This window comes from Verticiella sediminum, assembly GCF_007558815.1.
GTDB classification, from domain to species: domain Bacteria; phylum Pseudomonadota; class Gammaproteobacteria; order Burkholderiales; family Burkholderiaceae_B; genus Verticiella; species Verticiella sediminum.
The window spans coordinates 157,172-175,430 of the sequence record NZ_VLTJ01000008.1; the positions used below are offsets into that span (position 1 = coordinate 157,172).

Below are 18,259 nucleotides of genomic sequence, written 5' to 3' on the forward strand. Positions count from 1 at the left end.
GCGCTACGGTCATTGTGGCTCCCAGGGGCGGCATGAATAATGGCGCGGCAGGCGCCGCCTGGGGCGGCCCCACGACAAAAAGAAGACCTGGAGACCCTATGACCACGTACCAAAGCGCAAGCCGTTCTCCGGCCGATGGGCCGGCGTTCTTCACTCACCTTGCTGCGACGTTGGGCTGGCTGCGTGCCGGTGCCCTGGCCCTTTGCGCCGCCGGCGCGCTCGCCGCGGCCCCGGCGCTGGCCGCCGACTGGCCCCAGCGTCCCGTCAATCTGATCGTGCCGTATCCGGCCGGCGGCGCCACCGACCTGCTGGGCCGGGTCGTGGCCCAGCGCCTGTCGGAACAATGGAAGCAGCCGGTCACCGTGGACAACCGCGGCGGCGCGGGCGGCATGATCGGCGCGGAGGCCACCTCGCGCGCCGCCCCCGACGGCTATACCCTGATGCTCACGCTGTCCTCGATGCTGCAGTTGCCGCACATGCAGCCCAGCGCGACCCTGGACGCGCGCAAGGACCTGACGGCGATCACGATGGCCGCCGTCACGCCGCTGGTGCTGGTCGTCAACGAATCCGTGCCGGCCCGCACGCCGGCCGAGCTGGCCGATCTCGCGCGCAAGGACCCCAAGCGCTACGGGTCCTACGGCTCCTACGGCACGGGCTCGACCGGCCACCTGCTGATGCACGTCTGGGGCAGCCAGCAGAATCTCGAACTGGTGCACGTCGCCTACAAGGGCGAGGCGCCGTCCGTGACCGACGTGCTCGGCGGGCAGATCCCGGCCGTCATCATGTCCCAGAACGGCGCCTTGCCGCACCTGAAGAGCGGCAAGCTGCGCGCCTTGGCGCTGACCGGCGCGGAACGCGCGCGCGACATGCCGGATGTACCCACATTCAAGGAGCTGGGCTACACGGGCATGGAACTGGCCGGCTGGTTCGGCGTGTTCGCGCCCCCGGGCCTGCCGCAGCCGCTGTCCGAGCGCATCGCCGCCGACGTGCGCCGCGTGCTGGAAGACCCGGCTACGGCCGAGCAGGTCGCGCCCGCCGGCATCATCATCAAGACCAGCAGTTCGCCGGAAGTCTTCAAGCAGCAGGTGGCGCAAGACTACGAGCGCTGGGCGGACGTGGTCCGCGACGCCGGACTCAAGGCGGACTGAGCCATGTCGCTGACGCAAGGCGTGCACCGCGCGGTGCAGCAATCCGCCGACAAGATCGCAACCGTCTTCGGCGAGCGGCGGCGCTCCTATGCGCAGCTCGCCGAGCGCGCCGCCCGCCTGGCGGGCGGACTGCAGGCCCTGGGCGTCGCCGCGGGCGACCGGGTGGCGATGCTCGCGCTCAATTCCGACCGCTATCTGGAATATTTCGTCGGCACCTGGTGGGCGGGCGCGGCGGTCAACCCGCTCAACACGCGCTGGTCGGCCGTCGAGATGGCGTATGCCCTGCGCGACTGCGACACGCAGGTGCTCTTTGTGGACGAGGCGCATGCCGGCATGCTGGCCGACGTGCGGGCGCAGGCGCCCTGCGTGCGCACCGTGATCCATGTGGGCGAGGGCGCAGCGCCCGCCGGCACGCTGGCCTACGAGGACTGGCTCGCCGCCGCGCCGCCGGCGCCCGACGCCTGCGCTGCCTGGGACAGCCTGGCGGCCATCCTGTACACGGGCGGCACGACCGGGTTTCCCAAGGGCGTGATGCTCTCGCACATGAACCTCTGGTCCTCGGCGATCGCGCGCATGGCGCAGTTCGAGGTGCCCCGCTCGTCGGTGACTCTGCTGGTGCCGCCGCTTTTCCACACCGCGGCGCTGGGGCGCTTCGTGTCGCAGCTCGTGGTGGGGGGCACCTCGGTGGTGAGCGCCATGTTCCGCCCGGAGGCGGTGATGCGCACCATCGCCGAAGAGGGCGTGAACGACATCATGCTGGTGCCCAGCATGATCCAGATGATGCTCGACGACCCGAGCTTCGGTGCGCACGATCTCTCCGGCCTGGAGCGCATCGCCTACGGCGCCTCGCCCATGTCGATGGGGCTGCTGGAGCGCGCCATGGCGGCCTGGCCGCACGCCGGCTTCTACCATGCCTACGGCATGACGGAGACCGCGCCCGTCATCAGCATCAACCCGCCCGCCAATCACACGCCGCGGGCGCGCGAGCGCGGGCTGCACCGTTCCGCGGGCCGGGCGAGCTACGCCGTCGAGGTGCGCATCGTCGATGCCGAGGGCCGGGAGGTGCCGCGCGGCACGGTGGGCGAGATCGTGGCGCGCGGCCCCAACGTGATGATGGGCTACTGGAAGCAGCCCGAGGCCACGGCCGAGGCCCTGAGGGACGGCTGGATGCACACGGGCGACGGCGCCTACATGGACGACGAGGGCTACCTCTACGTGGTGGACCGCATCAAGGACATGATCGTGACCGGCGGCGAGAACGTCTACAGCGCCGAAGTCGAGAGCGTGCTCTCGCGCCATCCCGACGTGTCCCAGTGCGCGGTGATCGGCGTGCCCGACGAGCGCTGGGGCGAGCGGGTGCACGCGGTCGTGGTGCCGCGCGCGGGCGCGAACATCGATCTCGAGGCCCTGCGCGAGTTCTGCCGCGAGCGGCTGGCGGGCTACAAGCTGCCGCGCAGTCTGGACGCCGTCGACGAGCTGCCGATGTCGCCGGCCGGCAAGGTGCTCAAGCAGGTGCTGCGCAAGCCCTACTGGAGCGGCCGGGAGCGCAACGTCAACTGAGCCTGCGGCGGCGTAGCGGCGAGGCGTCGGCGAGCGCGGGGCTGTCGTTCGCGCAGGCCGCGTTCACGCCGATGGGCGAGTCTTCAAGGGAGGCCGGCCCCGGGCGGGGCGGGGGTGCCGGCGACTTCGAACGCGACGCTCTGGTGGCGTCCGGTCGCGTCGATGGCGGTCAGCCGGTGCCGGCCGTCGCGCGCGAAGCGCAGGGTCGGGCTGGCCGGCTCGGCAGGCAGCGTCCGGCCGTCGAGCAGCCAGCGCACCGGCGCCGCGCCACCCTGCGCCTGCACCCGCACCGCCACCTCGCGGCCGCCGGCGGCCGGACGCAGTACGGCCTCGTCGGCAACCCCCTGGATCGCGAGTCCGCCGGCGGCGGGCTGCGCCGCAGGACGGCAATCCGGCGCCCAGCCCAACTCGGCCAGCGGCTGGGCCAATCCGCGCAGCGCCAGCCAGGGCCGCACGGCCACCGGCCAGGTGGCCAGATCGGTTGCCTGCGATTCGCGCGCGCAGGCGGGCGTGACGCGCAGGCCCGACGCGGCATCGCGCCACACGGTCTGTACCAGTGGGGCGCCGCCGATGCGGTCGGCCAGCGTGGGCGGCGCCGTGCCGGCGATGGTCCAGGCCGTGCGGCGCTGCAGGCATTGCGCCGGCGGTGTGTCCGCGGCGCGCAGGCCCAGCGGCCAGCAGATCGTCGTGCGCGCCACCCCGGGCGGCGGTGCCGCACGCGCCGCGCCGGCGGCCGGCAGGGCCGCGGCCAGGTCGGCGAGCAGCGGCGCCGCGACGTTGGCGCCGAAGAAACCGGGGTTGGGCGTGCCGTCCGGCCGCCCGACCCAGACGCCCAGCGTGTAGCGCTCGGTCACGCCGATCGCCCAGGCATCGCGAAAGCCGAAGCTGGTGCCGGTCTTCCAGGCGAGGCCGCGCCGCGCGCCGGCGTAGGGCCGGTCGGGATGGCCGCCGGTCTCCAGAATGTCGCGCACGATGTAGGCGGCCTGCGGGCTCATCAGGCGGCGTTCCTCGCGCGGCTGCCCGGCCAGCAGCCGGGGCGTGCCCGCCACGCCGTCCCGTGCCAGCGCCCGGTAGGCGCCGACCAGCTCGGTCAGGGTGGTCCCGGCACCGCCCAGGATCACGCTCAGGTTCGGCTGGGCGTAGGCCGGCAGCCGCAACGGCAAGCCGCCGTTGCGCAGGCGCGCCACGAAGCGTTGCGGGCCGACGCGCTCGAGCAGGTCCACGGCGGGCACGTTCAGCGATCGCACCAGGGCCTCGGCGACGCTGACCGGCCCGATGAAACCCGCCTGGAAGTTGCCGGGCCGGTAGCCGCCGAAGGATTGCGGCGCATCGACCAGCAGGCTCTCGGAATGCACCAGCCCGTCGTCCAGCGCCAGGGCGTACAGAAAGGGCTTGAGCGTGGAGCCGGGCGAGCGCGAGGCGATGCTCATGTCCACGTAGCCGGCGCGCTCGGGGTTGGCGAAGTCCGCCGTGCCGGCGTGGGCCAGGACCTCCAGCGTGTCGTTGTCCAGCACCATGGCCGCCATCGTCATCTGCGGCGGCAGGGTGAGCACGCGGTCCTCGAGCATGCGTTCCAGTGTGCTCTGCAGTTCGGCCGACAGCGTCGAGCGCACCACCGGCCCCGGGTGTTCGCGCTGCAGCCGCTCGGCCGCGAGCGGCGCCAGCCAGCGCGCGCGCAGCGGCGGCACCAGGATGTTCTCGAGGCGGGCATCCTGTACGGCGGCCGCCGGCCAGCGCCCGGTGGCCGCCATGCGCTGCAGCACCTTGTCGCGCGCCGCGCGCGCCGCCTCGGGGTGACGATCCAGGCGCAGCCGGGAGGGCGCCTGCGGCAGGGCGGCGAGCAGCGCGGCCTCGGCATGCGTCAGGTGCGCGGCGGGCTTGCCCAGCCACATCCGGCTCGCCATCTCCACGCCCTCGACGATGCCGCCCATCGGTGCATGATTCAGGTACAGGGTGAGGATCTCGTCCTTGTCCAGGTGCCATTCGAGCTGCAGCGCGCGCAGTATCTGGCGCGCCTTGGTGGACAGGGCGCGGGTGTCCGCCTGCAGGCCGGGTTCGATCAGCCGGGCGACCTGCATCGTCAGCGTCGAGCCGCCCGACACGATGCGCCCCCGGCGCAGCCACTGCCAGCCCGCGCGCGCCAGGGCCCAGGGGTTGACCCCGGGATGCCAGCGGAACCAGCGGTCCTCGTAGGTGAGCAGCGCGTCGAGATAGCGCGGCGACACGTCGGCCAGGCCGACCGGGTAGCGCCAGACGCCGTCGGGGCTGGGCCAGGTGCGCAGGGGGACCCCGTCGCGATCGGTGACCACGGTGCCGCCGCGCGCGTCGGGCAGGGGCAGGGGGTACCGCTGGTCCAGCACCAGCGCCGCCGCGCCCAGCGCCAGGCCGAGCGTACCCAGCGCGGACGCAGCCAGGCGGGCGCACCGGCGCCGGCGCGAGGACCTGCCGGGCGGCAAGCGCTCCCTCCGGGCGGCCACGCGGGAGCGCTCAGCGTCGCGCGCCGGGGCCATCGGCGCGCTGCACCGTGACGGTGCCGGTGCGGCCAATGCCGCGGATCTCCGGCCGGTACATGTCTTCGAGAAGCGCGGGCGGCATGGTGTAGGTGCCGGGGTTGGTCGCCTGCAGGCGGTAGAACAGGACCACGCTGGGCTTGCTGCCGGCCGCCACGCGCACGCCCGCCACGTAGCGGTCGTCACGGTACTCGCGATAGCTCGCCACCGAGTCGTCGGCGGCCGCGTCCATGCGCGTGCCGCCGAAGTCCACGTTGCGGATCTCGTCGTCGGGTGAGAGATTCTCGTTGTTCAGCTCGAAGCCGGCCGGGATGCGATGCACCAGCAGCCCGGTCTCGATGTCGTGCTCGGCCTGTAGCTCCAGCTTGACGACCAGGGTCTGGCCCGAGGCGATCGGCTCGCCCTGCCAGGCGCGTCCGTCCGTGTGGTACCAACCGGCGGTGACGCCGGCACTGCGGCGCTCCGGCTGCACGGGTGCGGGCATGTAGCCCTGGCTGCGGACCTCGTAGAAGAGCGGGGCCTGCCCGGTGTTGGTCAGACGTGCGGTGCGCGCCGCCTTGCCGTCCAGGCTGGCGGTGGCGGTGCCGTCGCGCGCCAGGGTGTGCTCCGAGCCGCCGACCGCCAGTGCCAGCCGCCAGTCGTCGGTGGCGCCGACGCGCGCCGCCTGCCAGGCCAGGATCAGGGCGAGCTGTTCCTGCGTCGACAGATAGCTGCGCTCGCCCAGGGTCTGGGTGGCCTGCACGAAAAGCACCTCTTTGCGCGGGTGCTCGAGCGTGTGCTGGGTCATCAGGCTGTAGGCCAGGGCGTTGTCGCGCACGCGGCTGCCGTAATCGCCCAGCCAGTAGCTGCCGGCGGCGCCGGCCATGCCATAGGGCCGGGTCATGCCGGCGTCCAGTGCCTGCCGGCTGCGCGGGGCGTCGCCCATGAGCTTGAAGGCGGCGGCCAGGTGAATCAGCGGCAGCACGGAGCGGGCGCGCTCCGCCTGGCCGTCGTACAACTCGCGCAGGCTGGCGAGCGGCGCCTGCTGCTCCCGGGCGAGCACGTAGCCGGCATAGGCCAGGGCGGCGAAGCGCTGGTGGCCGTCGGCGATCAGGCGGGCGTCGGCGTCGCGATAGCTGGTCTGGTCGTCGAACCGGGCCAGTCGCTCGGGCAGCGTCGGAAAGCGCGACGGGCCTTCGCGCAGGCGCGCCTGCAGCCAGCCGTTCGCGCGTTCGATCATCTGCGCGGGCAGGGCGTGGCCGGCGCGCCGCGCATCCTGCAGGAAGGCCGTGACATAGGCCGTCAGCCAGACATCCTGGCGGCCATCGCCCCAGAGGGAGAAAGCGCCCGAGGCCGCCTGCATGCCGGCGAGCCGGCCGATGGCCGCCGCCACGCGGCGTTCGCGCTCCTCGGCCGAGACGTCCCGCATGCCGAGCGAGCCGGCTTGCCCAGCGTCGATCATGAGATAAGGATAGGCCGCGCTGATGGTCTGCTCGGTGCAGCCGTAGGGATAGGTCAGCAGATCGTGCACCAGTCGTTCGACCGGCACCGGTGGGCGGGCGTCGGCGCTCACCGACACCTGCAGCCCGGCCTCGGCCAGGCCGGCGAACCAGCCCGGTTCGGCTTGCGCGCTCTCGCCCGGCGCCAGTCGGCCGCGGTGCACGCTCTGGCGCGCCGGCGTGGCCGCGGCCACGCCGAGCGTGGCGCGACGTTCGATGCGGATCGGCTCGCTGCCGCCCTTGCCCTGCACATGCAGGGTGAGCAGGGCGTCGCCCACGCCCTGGGCGCGGGCGGTGAAGCGCAGCGTGCGGCGCTCGCCGTCCGCCAGGCGCAAGGTGCGCGCGCCTTCCTCGATCGCCAGGGGCGCAGCGGCCTCCAGCGCCAGCTCGACGTCCTGGGCGTTGCCGCTGAGATTGGCCACGTCGAGCGCGATCGACGTCTGGTCGCCGTCGTTCAGAAAGCGCGGCGCGGCGAGTTCGGCGACGATGGGTGCGGCCACCACCATCTGCGCCTCGGCGCTGCCGTAGCGATCCTGCGTGAACGCCGCGGCCATCAGGCGCAGGGTGCCGTTGAAGTCGGGCAGCGCCAGCGGCACCTGCACGCGCCCGTCGGCGCCGACCTGCAGCGGCCCGGAGAAGAGGTCGACCAGGCGGACCTTGGGCGGCATGGGCTCGCGCAGGCGCTCGCCGCTGTCGCCGCCCCATTTCAGGCGGCCGCGCTGGCCCTGCATGGCTTCGATCAGTCGTCCGTACATGTCCAGCATCTGCGCGCCGTAGCGCTGCTGGCCGAAGAAGAAGTCGAAGGGGTCGGGCGTCGGATAGCGCGTGATGTTGAGAATCCCCACGTCCACCGCCGAGAGCGTCGCCCAGACCGTATCGCCCGGCGCCGCCCCGTCGACGGACAGCGCGACCGTTTGCGTGGTCTCGGGGCGCACCCGCGCCGGCGCGTCGATCTTCACGCCCAGGCGGCGATCCTCGCGGGCGAGCGGGACGTGCAGCAGGCCCACCGCGCGCGCGGGCGTGACCCGGGCCTCGCCCTGGGCGCCGGCGCGAAACGCGATCACGCTGATGTAGAGGTCCTGGCGCTCCCAGGCCGGGTCAAAGGGGATGGCCAGCGTCGTGCCGCCGGCCTGGATCGGCATGCGCGCGTTCCAGCGCACGCCGCCGCCTTCGACCAGGACCAGGGCTTCGCCGTCATGCGGCGGCACGGCGTGCACGCGCAGCGTGTCGCCATCGCCCACGGCATTCTCCAGGCGTAGCTGGACGCGATCGGGCCGATTGCCCAGGTTTTCGGCGTCCTGCGCGTCCCAGCCGGCGTAGAAGCGGTAGCGCAGCACGCGGCCGTTCTCCGGGTCGGTGATCTCAAGGCGGTAGCGGCCCCAGTCGACCGGCACCGCCAGGCGGGTGCGCTCGGCGAGGTCCAGCGTGCGCGAGTCGACCAGTTCGTCGGTCTCGGTGTAGCCGCTGTTCCAGCCGCTCTGGTCGTCGAAGCGCCAGTAGTATTCGCGCCGCTCATGGAACAGGCGCACCGAGGCTTCGCCGCCCGGCGCGAGCGTGCCGTCGCGGCGCGCTCGCGCCACCTCGAACTCGGCGAGGCTGCCCTGGCGGGTCACGTCGTTGTCGAAGAGCGGACGCACGCCGACCAGCGCCTCGGCCGGCCATACCAGGGTGTCATGGGTGCGGATCACGGGCCGCCCGCCCGATTCGAGCAGGCTGAGGCGCACCCGCGCCCGCATGGGCGATTGGGCGCCGGCGAGTTCCAGCGGCACCTCCAGACTCGCGCGGCCCTCGGCGTCGGTTTCCTGCTCCGGCAGTTCCTGCCACTGGCGGCGGGCGTCGTCGGCCACGTCGCCGAAGATGAAGCCGGGCAAGGTTTCCGGCAGCGGCACACGGGCACGCTCGACGCCGAGCGTGCCGAGCAGGCGATTGCCGGCCGCGGGCGCGCCATACAGATAGCGGCCGCGCACCTGGAGTTCCAGAGGCTGGCCGACGAGCAGTTCGTCGGCCGCCTTGGTGAAGTCCAGGGCCATGCGTTCGGGCAGGAACTCCTCCACCGAGAACGACCACACGGTGTCGGGCTGGCGTGCGCCCGGATCGCGGCGCAGCTCCAGCCGCCAGGTGCCGGTGGCCGCGTCGGCGGGCAGTGCGATGTCGTGCTCGACGTAGCCTGGGGCGCTCGCATGCGGCTGCCAGACCTCGGTGCGTACCGTGCGGCCATCCGGGCGCTTCAGCGTGGCGGTGATCGGGGCCGCGGGCAGGGGTTCGCCGTCCGGGCCGCGTTGCAGCACCGACACCGCGAAGGTTTCGCCGGGTCGATACAGGTCGCGCCCGGCGTAGGCGAACAGCCGGTTCTCGCCGGCGGCGTGACCGGTGGCGGCGAACTCGCTCAGGTCCAGCGCCGGCTGGGCGAGCGAGAGCAGGGTCTGCTCCTGGCCGCGCCGGGCCACGACCAGCCGGGCGTCGCCCGGCAGGCTGGCGAAGGCCGCCCGGCCGACGGCATCGGTGCGTGCGCCGGCAATGCGCTTGCCGTCGCCGTCGAGCAGATCGACGGCGACGGCCTCGGCGGCGCGTGCGCTGGTGAGCGACGTTACATAGACATCCAGCGCGTCGGCCTGGCGATGGGCGTGCACGCCGAGATCGCTGACGTAGAAATACGTGACCTGGGATTCGTAGTTGAAGCGCCCGGGCTGGCTCATCACGGCCACGTAGATGCCTGGCTCCTGCAGCTCGGCGATGTCCTCGACCGGCAGGAAGGTGGTGCTGCGGCGGTCCTTCTCGGTGCTGGCGACGAAGCGGCCGGTGTAGACGCTCTGGGTGATGGGCGCCAGGCGGTCGAGGTCGTAGATGCCGACGCTGCCCTGCAGGCTGCGGTTGCCGGCCCAGCGCCAGGGGTCGTCCTCGGCGTCGTCGCCGTTCGTTTCGGCGGCAGCCTCGGGTTCGTTGCCGCGCACGCGCAGCACGGTTTCGTAGAAGTAGGGCGCCTTCTCGGGCGGGATGCGCAGGAACTGCACATCGACCTCGGGCACGTTGACGGTCACGATGGGCAGCCCGCCGTTCTGCCCGGCCGGCAGGACGACGCCTCGGCTGGGGAAGAAGTATGCCGGCGGCATGGTCGGTGTCTCCAGATCGCAGCTCGCCGCTTCGGGCAGGGTGGCGCCGTCGGCAGCCGCCACCTGGGCGCCGATCGCCACCTGATAGCGCCGGTTCGGCTGCTGGTAGGGCAGATAGGCCACGCGCGGGTTCTCGCCGAGCACCCACTCGCCCTGGATGGGCTGGGCAGCCGCGGCATCCTTGGCGGGCGTGGCGGCGGCCTGCTCGGCATCGTCCTGCGCCCCGCCGCGGCGTCGTTGCGCGGTCTGGTCGGGCACCGGGCCGAGGTCGCTGGCCTTGAGCAGGCTGGCCAGGTCCTGGCCGGCACGCAGCGGCTGGGTGAAGGTGACGGCGATGGCCTGCGCGTTGTCGTACAGGCGCGCCGTGCAATCGAGCAGGGCGAAGGCGTCGGGGGTGCCGGTGTCCGAGGCCGGCAGCGCCGGCGCCCCGGACGCGGGATCTGCCTTGGCAGGCTCGGCCGGCGCAGGCGTGGCCGGCGCCGTTGCGGCGCCTGGCGACGCCGAGGCCACGCTTGCCGTCGCCGCGGGCGCAGCCGGGGCGCCGGCCCGGGCATCGGCGCTGCGCGCGCCCATCCACCAGCCGACCGCCGCGACCGCAACGAGAAGAAGCAGGCCGAGAAACACTCCGACCCATACCGTGCGATTGCTCTTTGTCATCCGCCTGTCTCCGCTGCCCTCGCGCCCGGCTGGCGCACCCGGCCGATTGTGCCAGAGGCTGCGGCGGGGCCTGTTGGTACGAGGCGACGTTGGCCGCGCGGCACAGTAAAATGGCGGCTTCCGCCTTCATCCTCCCGCCTTTCCGTGTCGAACATCCTGCGTCTGCCCGGCTCCAACGCCCTGTCCTCCTTTCGCCGCGAGCGCCTGCTGGCCCGCCTGCACGCGCTCGGCGCGCCGATTGCCGAGGTCTCAGCCCGTCACGTGCACTTCGTGCACACGGATGCCGCGCTGGACGCCGCGGCGCGCGCCAACCTGGAGCGCCTGCTGGCCTACGGCGAGCCGGCCGACGCCGAGGTGCAGGGCGTCGGCCTGTTGGTGATTCCGCGCCTGGGCACGATCTCGCCCTGGGCCAGCAAGGCCACCGACATCGCGCGCAACTGCGACATTCCCGGCGTGCTGCGCATCGAGCGCGCCGTGCAGTACACCCTCGTGCCGCAGCGCGGCTGGCTGGGCGAGAAGAAGATCCCGTCCGAGCAACTGGCCGCCATCGCCGGCGCGCTGCACGACCGCATGACCGAGACCGTGGTCGATGCGCACTTCGACGGCGCCGCGCTGTTCGCCGAGCTGCCCGGCAAGCCGCTCGCCAGCGTGCCGCTGCTGGCCCAGGGCCGCGCCGCCATCGACGCGGCCAACGCCTCGCTCGGCCTGGCGCTGTCCGAAGACGAAGTGCTGTACCTGGCCGAAGCCTTCACCAGGCTGCAGCGCGATCCCACCGACGTCGAGCTGATGATGTTCGCGCAGGCCAACAGCGAGCACTGCCGGCACAAGATCTTCAACGCGCAGTGGCGCATCGACGCGGCCGACCAGCCCCACACCCTGTTCGGCATGATCCGCCAGACGCACGCGGCCCAGCCGCGCGGCACGGTGGTGGCCTACTCGGACAACGCCGCCATCATGGAAGGCGGCGCGGCCGAGCGCTTTCACCCGGTGCCGGGCGGCCATGCGTACGCCGCGCGCAGCGCGCTGGTGCACACGCTCATGAAGGTCGAGACGCACAATCACCCGACCGCCATCGCCCCGTTCCCGGGCGCGGCCACGGGCGCGGGCGGCGAAATCCGCGACGAAGGCGCCACCGGGCGCGGCTCCAAACCCAAGGCGGGCCTGACCGGCTTCACCGTGTCGCACCTGCGTCTGCCCGAGGCCACGCGCGCGTGGGAAGCCGATCACCACGGCCTGCCCGAGCGCATCGCCAGCCCGCTCTCGATCATGATCGACGGCCCGATCGGCGGCGCGGCCTTCAACAACGAATTCGGCCGGCCCAATCTGCTCGGCTACTTCCGCACCTATGAGCAGACCGCGGGCGGCACCCGCTGGGGCTATCACAAGCCCATCATGATCGCCGGCGGCCTGGGCAGCATCGACGCCGGCCTCACCCGGAAAGATCCGATCCCGCCCGGCTCGCTCCTGATCCAGCTCGGCGGGCCCGGCATGCGCATCGGCATGGGCGGCGGCGCCGCGTCCAGCATGGGCGTGGGCAGCAACACCGCCGAACTCGACTTCGACTCCGTGCAGCGCGGCAACCCCGAGATCCAGCGCCGGGCGCAGGAAGTCATCGACCGCTGCTGGCAACTGGGCGCGGACAACCCGGTGCTCTCGATCCACGACGTGGGCGCGGGCGGCCTGTCCAATGCCTTTCCCGAGATCGTCAACGACGCCGGGCGCGGCGCGACCTTCGACCTGCGCGAAGTGCATATCGAGGAATCCGGCATGTCGCCGGCCGAGATCTGGTCCAACGAATCCCAGGAGCGCTACGTCCTTGCCATCGCGCCGGCCAGCCTGGGCCTCTTCGACGCGCTGTGCAGGCGCGAGCGCTGCCCGTACGCGGTAGTGGGCATCGCCACCGAAGAGCGCCAGTTGCGCGTGGTCGACGCCGAAGGGCTGGACCCGCTGCCGGGCGACGTACCGGCAGCGCACGCACAGCCCCGCCCGGTCGACCTGCCCATCGACGTCATCCTCGGCAAGCCGCCGCGCATGCTACGCGACGCCGAGCGCGTGCCCGGCGTGCGCGAGCCGCTCGATCTGGTCGGCCTGGAGCTGGACACCGTCGTGCTCGACGTGCTGCGCCATCCCACGGTGGCCAACAAGACCTTTCTCATCACCATCGGCGATCGCACCGTGGGCGGCCTGTCCTCGCGCGACCAGATGGTCGGCCCCTGGCAGGTGCCGGTGGCCGACTGCGCCGTCACCCTGGCCGACTACAGCGGCCACCGGGGCGAAGCGATGGCCATGGGCGAGCGTAGCCCGCTCGCCGTGATCGACGCGCCGGCCTCCGGGCGCATGGCGGTCGCCGAGGCGATCACCAACCTGCTGGCCGCGCCCGTCGCCAGCCTTGAGGACGTGAAGCTCTCGGCCAACTGGATGGCCGCCTGCGGCGAAGCCGGCCAGGACGCCGCGCTTTACGACACGGTCTCGGCGGTCAGCCGGTTCTGCCAGCAGATGGGCCTGTCGATTCCGGTGGGCAAGGATTCCCTCTCCATGCGCACCACCTGGCAGGAGAACGGCGAAGGCCGCAAGGTCACGGCGCCGGTCTCGCTGGTGGTGACGGCCTTCGCGCCGGTGGCCGACGTGCGCCAGGCGTTGACGCCGCAACTGCGCACCGACGCCGGCGACACGGTGCTGATCCTGATCGACCTCGGGCAGGGCCGTAACCGTCTGGGCGGCTCGATCCTGGCCCAGGTGGTCAACCAGGTCGGCGACAGCGTGCCCGACCTGGACGACGCCGAGGCCCTGCGTGCCGCGTTCGCCACGGTGCGCGCGCTGGCCGAGCAGGGTGCGGTGCTGGCCTACCACGATCGTTCCGACGGCGGCCTCATCGCCACCGTGAGCGAAATGGCCTTCGCCGGGCGCACCGGCGTGTCGATCAACCTGGACATGCTCACCTTCGACGCCAACGCGGCCGACTGGGGCGACTACAAGATCCGCCCCGAGCAGGTCGCCGTGCAGCGCGCCGAAGCCGTGGTGCGCGCGCTCTTCGCCGAAGAGGCCGGCATCGTGATCCAGGTGCCCGCCGCCGAGCGCGACGCCGTGCTGTCCGTGCTGCGTGCCGCCGGTTTGTCCAAACATTCGCACGTCATCGGCAAGCCCAACACCACCGACCACGTCGAGGTGTTCAGCGACGCCAGGAAGATCTGGTCGCGTCCGCGCGCCGAGCTGGGCCGCGCCTGGAGCGAGGTCAGCCACGCCATCATGCGCCTGCGCGACAACCCTGCCTGCGCCGACGCCGAATTCGACACCTGGCTGGACGCCGAGAATCCCGGTCTGTCGCCGCGCGTCGCCTTCGATCCGCAGGAAGACGTCGCCGCGCCCTACATCGCCAAGGGCGCTCGTCCGCGCGTGGCCGTGCTGCGCGAGCAGGGCTGCAACAGCCACGTCGAGATGGCGCACGCCTTTCACACCGCCGGCTTCGAGGCCTGGGACGTGCACATGACCGACCTGCTGTCGGGCCGCGTCGGCCTGGACGCGTTCAAGGGGCTGGTCGCCGTGGGTGGCTTCAGCTACGGCGACGTGCTGGGCGCGGGCGAAGGCTGGGCGCGCACGATCCGTTTTCATGCGGGCCTGTCCGACGCCTTCGCGGCCTGGTTCGGCCGCGACGACACCTTCGCGCTGGGCGTGTGCAACGGCTGCCAGATGATGGCCGCGCTCGCGCCGCTGATCCCGGGCGCCGAAGCCTGGCCGACGTTCACCACCAACCGTTCCGAGAAGTTCGAGGCCCGGCTCTCGCTGGTCGAGATTCCCGAGTCGCCTTCGATCTTCCTCGCCGGCATGGCGGGCGCGCGCGTGCCCATCGCCGTCTCGCACGGCGAGGGCTACGCCAATTTCGCCCGCCAGGGCGACCAGGCGCATGCGCTGGCCGCGATGCGTTACATCGACAACCGCGGCACCATCACCGAAGCCTACCCGGCCAACCCCAACGGTTCGCCCAACGGCCTGGCCGGCGTGACCACGGCAGACGGGCGCTTCACCGTGCTCATGCCGCACCCCGAACGGGTGGTGCGCAACGTGCAGATGTCCTGGGCGCCGCAGCGCTGGGGCAGCGCGGACGCGGGCGGCGCCTACACGCCGTGGATGCGGATGTTTCGCAACGCGCGCGTCTGGGTCGACTGAAAGGGGCGGTGGCCATGGAACAACGCGTCTCGGTGATCACGCTGCCGGTGGCCGATGTGGTCCGGGCCCGTGCCTTCTATTGCGAAGGCCTGGGCTGGTCGCCGGCGCATGCCGGCGACGGCGTCGTGTTCTTCCAGTGCAACGGCTTCGTGTTCGCCCTCTGGCAGCGCGAGGATTTCCTGGCCGACATCGGCGCGCACGCGCTGGCGCCGGGCTACAGGATGGCGCTCGCGCACAACCTGCGCAGCCGCGCCGAGGTCGATCGTCTGCTGGCCACGGCCGAGGCCGCCGGCGCACGCATCCTCAGAGCCGCGCACGAGCAGCCCTGGGGCGGCTACTCCGGCTATTTCGCCGATCCCGACGATCACGTGTGGGAAGTGGCGCACAACCCGGTCTGGCCGATCTCCCCGGAAGGCAACGTGAGCTACGCCGGCTGAGCGTGCTTCAGGCGCCGCCGAAGCGCTCCCGGCGGGGGGCGACTGGTCGACGCTTCCGTCATTTTCCTGATTGGTCGATCATCCATGAGCTTCACCGTATCCGGCGTGCTGGACATGTCCAGCCCCGCCGCCAAGCGCTCCGCCTACGCCGACGTGCGCGCCCGGCTCGAAGCGCTGCTCGCCGGCGAGCGCGACGCCATCGCCAATCTCGCCCAGTGCGCCGCGCTGATCCAGCAGACCGTGCCAGGGCTGAACTGGGCCGGCTTCTATCTGGCGCGGGGCGAGGAGCTGGTGCTCGGCCCCTTCCAGGGCAAGGTCGCCTGCGTGCGCATCCCGGTCGGACGCGGCGTCTGCGGGACCTGCGCGGCCACGCGCGAGGTCCAGATCGTTCCCGATGTCCATGCCTTTCCGGGCCACATCGCCTGCGACAGCGCTTCGCGCTCGGAATTGGTGTTGCCGCTGACGACTGCCGGCGAACTCCTCGGCGTGCTCGATCTGGACAGCCCCGAGCCGGGGCGCTTCGATGCGGCGGATGCCGCCGGCTTCGCCGCGCTGGTCGAGGTGCTGCTGTCGGGGACGGACTGGACCGGGCTGTCGCGCCAGGCGAGCACCGCGCGCGAATAGCTCGGGCCGGGCTCGCTACCGGCTCGCCAGCGTCGGGAACAGCACGTCGGTGTAGCCGAAGCGGGTGAAATCCTCGATGCGGGAGGGGTAGAGCCGACCGATGAGGTGGTCGCATTCGTGCTGTACGACGCGCGCGTGAAACCCATGCGCCGTGCGCTCGATGCGATTGCCCTTCTCGTCGTATCCCGTGTAGCGGATGTCCGCGTGGCGTGGCACCACGCCGCGCAACCCCGGCACCGACAGGCAGCCTTCCCAGCCATCCTCCATCGCGTCCGACAGCGGTTCGATGACGGGATTGACGAGCACGGTCCACGGCACGGGAGGCGCCTCGGGGTAGCGCTCGCTATGTTCGAAGCCGAAGATCACGACTTGCAGGCCCACGCCGATCTGGGGCGCTGCGAGCCCTACGCCGCCCGCGTGGCGCATAGTGTCGTGCATGTCGGTCACCAGCTCGCGCAGCGCCGGCGAGTCGAACTCTGCCACGGGCTGCGCCGGCTGCAGCAATCGGGCGTCGCCCATCTTGAGAAGGTCACGAATCATCGCAGGCAGGGCAAAGGTAGGGCCGACGCCACACTCTAGCAGACGCGGCGGCGCGATGGCCGGGGCGGGCGGCCGGGAGGGCCGCCGACGGCAGCAACGCTTGACAGCCGCAACGCACGAGGCTGGATGGGTCGAAGGTGGGCGTCAAGCGTGCCCATGGGGGCGCGCTTGACGCACCGAGGCATGCGAACCCTATATTCGTGTACACAGGTTATGTGCGCACGGAGCACCAATGAACATCACACTGTCGATCGACGAGAAGGTCGTGGAGCGCGCGCGCCGGGTCGCACAGGCGAGCGGCAAAAGCCTGAATCAGGTAGTCCGCGAATATCTCGAACAGCTCGCTGGAGCGCAAACCGTCGAAACCGAGGTTGCCGAACTGAGAGAGCTATCCCTAACCAGCGGCGGCCGTCTGGCGGGCTGGCGTTTCGACCGGAACGAGGCGCATGAGCGCGCCTGAGCGCAAGGCCGTTCTGCGCGACGCCGGCGCTTTGCAGCGTGCGTTCATCGACAGCAACATCCTGGTCCATACCGATGCCACCGATGCACCAGCCAAGCGCGATTGCGCGTTGGCCCTGATCGAGCAGCACATGTACACGCGTACGGGCGTGATATCCACGCAAGTGCTGCAGGAGTACTACGCAGTCGCCACCCGCAAGCTAGGGGTGGTGCCGGAGCTGGCGCAGCGCAAGGCGGCACTGTTCGCGCGGCTGGACGTGGTGCAGGTGGATCTGCAACTCATCCTTGCCGCCATCGACCTCCTGCGGCTCCATCGGCTGTCGTTCTGGGATGCGCTGATCGTTCAGGCCGGGCGTGTCGGCGGTTGTCCCGTGCTCCTCAGCGAGGATCTGCACGATGGTGGGCGGCTTCGCGACATCAGGGTGGTGAATCCGTTCTCGACGTAGAGAAAGCCGGCGGCCCGATGTCGACAGGCCGCCGGGCCCTCTTGCAAGGACTTACTGCTTGCGTTCGGCGATTACCTTCTGCGCAGCGTCGACCAGGTCCTCGCCGATCTGCTTCTTCCACTTGTCGAACACCGGCTTGGTGGCGGCTACGAAGGCATCGTGCTCGGCCGGGGTCAGCTCGACCACTTCCACGCCGTGCGACTCGATGTCGTCGAGCAGCGCGCGGTCGTCGCCCGACATCCCCTTGCGGGCGATCTCCACCTGCTGCTTGCCGGCGTCGATGGCGGCCTGGCGCACGATCTCCTGGTCTTCCTTGGTCCAACTGTTGAAGACGTCGCGGTTGACCACGAACACCAGCGGATCGTTCACGTAGTTCCAGAACGTCAGGTACTTCTGGCCGACGCTGTACAGCTTGGAGCCGGTGTAGATCGAGACGGGGTTCTCCTGGCCGTCCACGGCACCGCTGGCAAGCGCAGGCTGCGCGTCGGCCCAGCTCATCTGGGTGGGGTTGGCGCCGAGCGCGGTGAAGGTGTCGATGTAGAGCGGCGAGCCGACCACGCGCAGCTTCAGGCCCTTCATGTCCTCGGGCTTGCGGATGGGCTGCTTGGAGTTGGAGAGCTGGCGGTAGCCGTTCTCGCCCCAGGCCAGCGGCAGCACGCCGGCCTTCTCGATGAGGCCGAACAGCTCCTTGCCGACCTCGCCCTGCACGAGCGCGTCGACCGCGGCGTAGTCGGGCATCAGGAAGGGCATGGAGAACAGGTTGAGCGCGCGCACCTGCGGCGACCAGTTGATGGTCGAGCCCACGGCCATGTCGATCACGCCCTGGCGGATGGCGGTGAATTCGCGGGTCTGGTCGCCCTGCACCAGCGAGGTGCCGGGGTAGATCTTGATGTTGATGCGGCCATCGGTGCGCTCGCGCACCAGGTCCGACCAGATCACGGCGCCCTGGCCCCAGGGGAAGGTCGTGCCGACCACGATGGACAGCTTGTACTCCGACTTGTAGGCCGGGGCGGCGTGGGCGGCGGGCGCGAGGGCGAAGGCGGCGCAGGCGGCGAGGCCGGCACACAGGGAACGCAGGGTCTTCTTCATGGGTGTCTCCTTACGGGTGGAACCGGATGCGAGTCGC

11 protein-coding genes are annotated in these 18,259 nt (G+C 71.5%); 7 read left to right on the forward strand and 4 right to left on the reverse strand.

The window, feature by feature from the left end:
* Positions 1 to 98 precede the first annotated feature (98 nt).
* Positions 99 to 1,148 carry a Bug family tripartite tricarboxylate transporter substrate binding protein gene (locus FOZ76_RS05870; protein ID WP_170235307.1) on the forward strand — a complete coding sequence of 350 codons (1,050 nt, stop codon included), beginning with the start codon at positions 99 to 101 and terminating at the stop codon, positions 1,146 to 1,148.
* Between the two features lie 3 nt (positions 1,149 to 1,151).
* Positions 1,152 to 2,708 (forward strand): long-chain-fatty-acid--CoA ligase, encoded by a 1,557-nt coding sequence (locus FOZ76_RS05875; RefSeq protein ID WP_143947206.1) that lies wholly within the window; start codon positions 1,152 to 1,154, stop codon positions 2,706 to 2,708.
* An 83-nt stretch (positions 2,709 to 2,791) separates the two neighbouring features.
* Here the strand turns inward: FOZ76_RS05875 and pbpC are convergent, their stop codons facing one another.
* Both pbpC and FOZ76_RS05885 read right to left on the reverse strand, forming a co-directional pair.
* Positions 2,792 to 5,218 (reverse strand): penicillin-binding protein 1C, encoded by a 2,427-nt coding sequence (gene pbpC, locus FOZ76_RS05880; RefSeq protein WP_143947207.1) that lies wholly within the window; start codon positions 5,216 to 5,218, stop codon positions 2,792 to 2,794.
* Positions 5,196 to 10,463 carry an alpha-2-macroglobulin family protein gene (locus FOZ76_RS05885; protein ID WP_143947208.1) on the reverse strand — a complete coding sequence of 1,756 codons (5,268 nt, stop codon included), beginning with the start codon at positions 10,461 to 10,463 and terminating at the stop codon, positions 5,196 to 5,198. Before FOZ76_RS05885 ends, pbpC begins: the two co-directional genes overlap by 23 nt.
* A gap of 144 nt (positions 10,464 to 10,607) precedes the next feature.
* On the opposite strand from FOZ76_RS05885, the gene purL reads away from it, so the two are divergent.
* From purL to FOZ76_RS05900, 3 genes are all read left to right on the forward strand, one after another.
* Positions 10,608 to 14,627 (forward strand): phosphoribosylformylglycinamidine synthase, encoded by a 4,020-nt coding sequence (gene purL, locus FOZ76_RS05890; RefSeq protein WP_143947209.1) that lies wholly within the window; start codon positions 10,608 to 10,610, stop codon positions 14,625 to 14,627.
* 14 nt (positions 14,628 to 14,641) lie between these two features.
* The gene (locus FOZ76_RS05895) at positions 14,642 to 15,064 is read left to right on the forward strand and encodes a VOC family protein (RefSeq protein WP_143947210.1); all 423 of its coding nucleotides are present in this window, start codon (positions 14,642 to 14,644) and stop codon (positions 15,062 to 15,064) included.
* An 84-nt stretch (positions 15,065 to 15,148) separates the two neighbouring features.
* Positions 15,149 to 15,688 carry a GAF domain-containing protein gene (locus FOZ76_RS05900; protein WP_143947211.1) on the forward strand — a complete coding sequence of 180 codons (540 nt, stop codon included), beginning with the start codon at positions 15,149 to 15,151 and terminating at the stop codon, positions 15,686 to 15,688.
* Between the two features lie 15 nt (positions 15,689 to 15,703).
* On the opposite strand, the gene def is transcribed toward FOZ76_RS05900, so the two are convergent.
* Positions 15,704 to 16,228 carry a peptide deformylase gene (gene def, locus FOZ76_RS05905; RefSeq protein WP_143947212.1) on the reverse strand — a complete coding sequence of 175 codons (525 nt, stop codon included), beginning with the start codon at positions 16,226 to 16,228 and terminating at the stop codon, positions 15,704 to 15,706.
* 232 nt (positions 16,229 to 16,460) lie between these two features.
* Between def and FOZ76_RS05910 the strand changes: the two genes are divergently transcribed.
* Entirely contained in the window at positions 16,461 to 16,688 is a 228-nt protein-coding gene (locus tag FOZ76_RS05910) for a DUF6364 family protein (RefSeq protein WP_143947213.1), read from the forward strand.
* Positions 16,675 to 17,133: a PIN domain-containing protein gene (locus FOZ76_RS05915; protein WP_143947214.1), complete on the forward strand. Its 459-nt coding sequence runs from the start codon at positions 16,675 to 16,677 to the stop codon at positions 17,131 to 17,133. The genes FOZ76_RS05910 and FOZ76_RS05915 overlap by 14 nt, the downstream gene beginning before the upstream one ends.
* Positions 17,134 to 17,184: 51 nt before the next feature.
* Here FOZ76_RS05915 and FOZ76_RS05920 read toward each other — a convergent pair whose 3' ends face one another.
* The gene (locus tag FOZ76_RS05920; RefSeq protein WP_143947215.1) at positions 17,185 to 18,222 is read right to left on the reverse strand and encodes a DctP family TRAP transporter solute-binding subunit; all 1,038 of its coding nucleotides are present in this window, start codon (positions 18,220 to 18,222) and stop codon (positions 17,185 to 17,187) included.
* Positions 18,223 to 18,259: the final 37 nt, after the last annotated feature.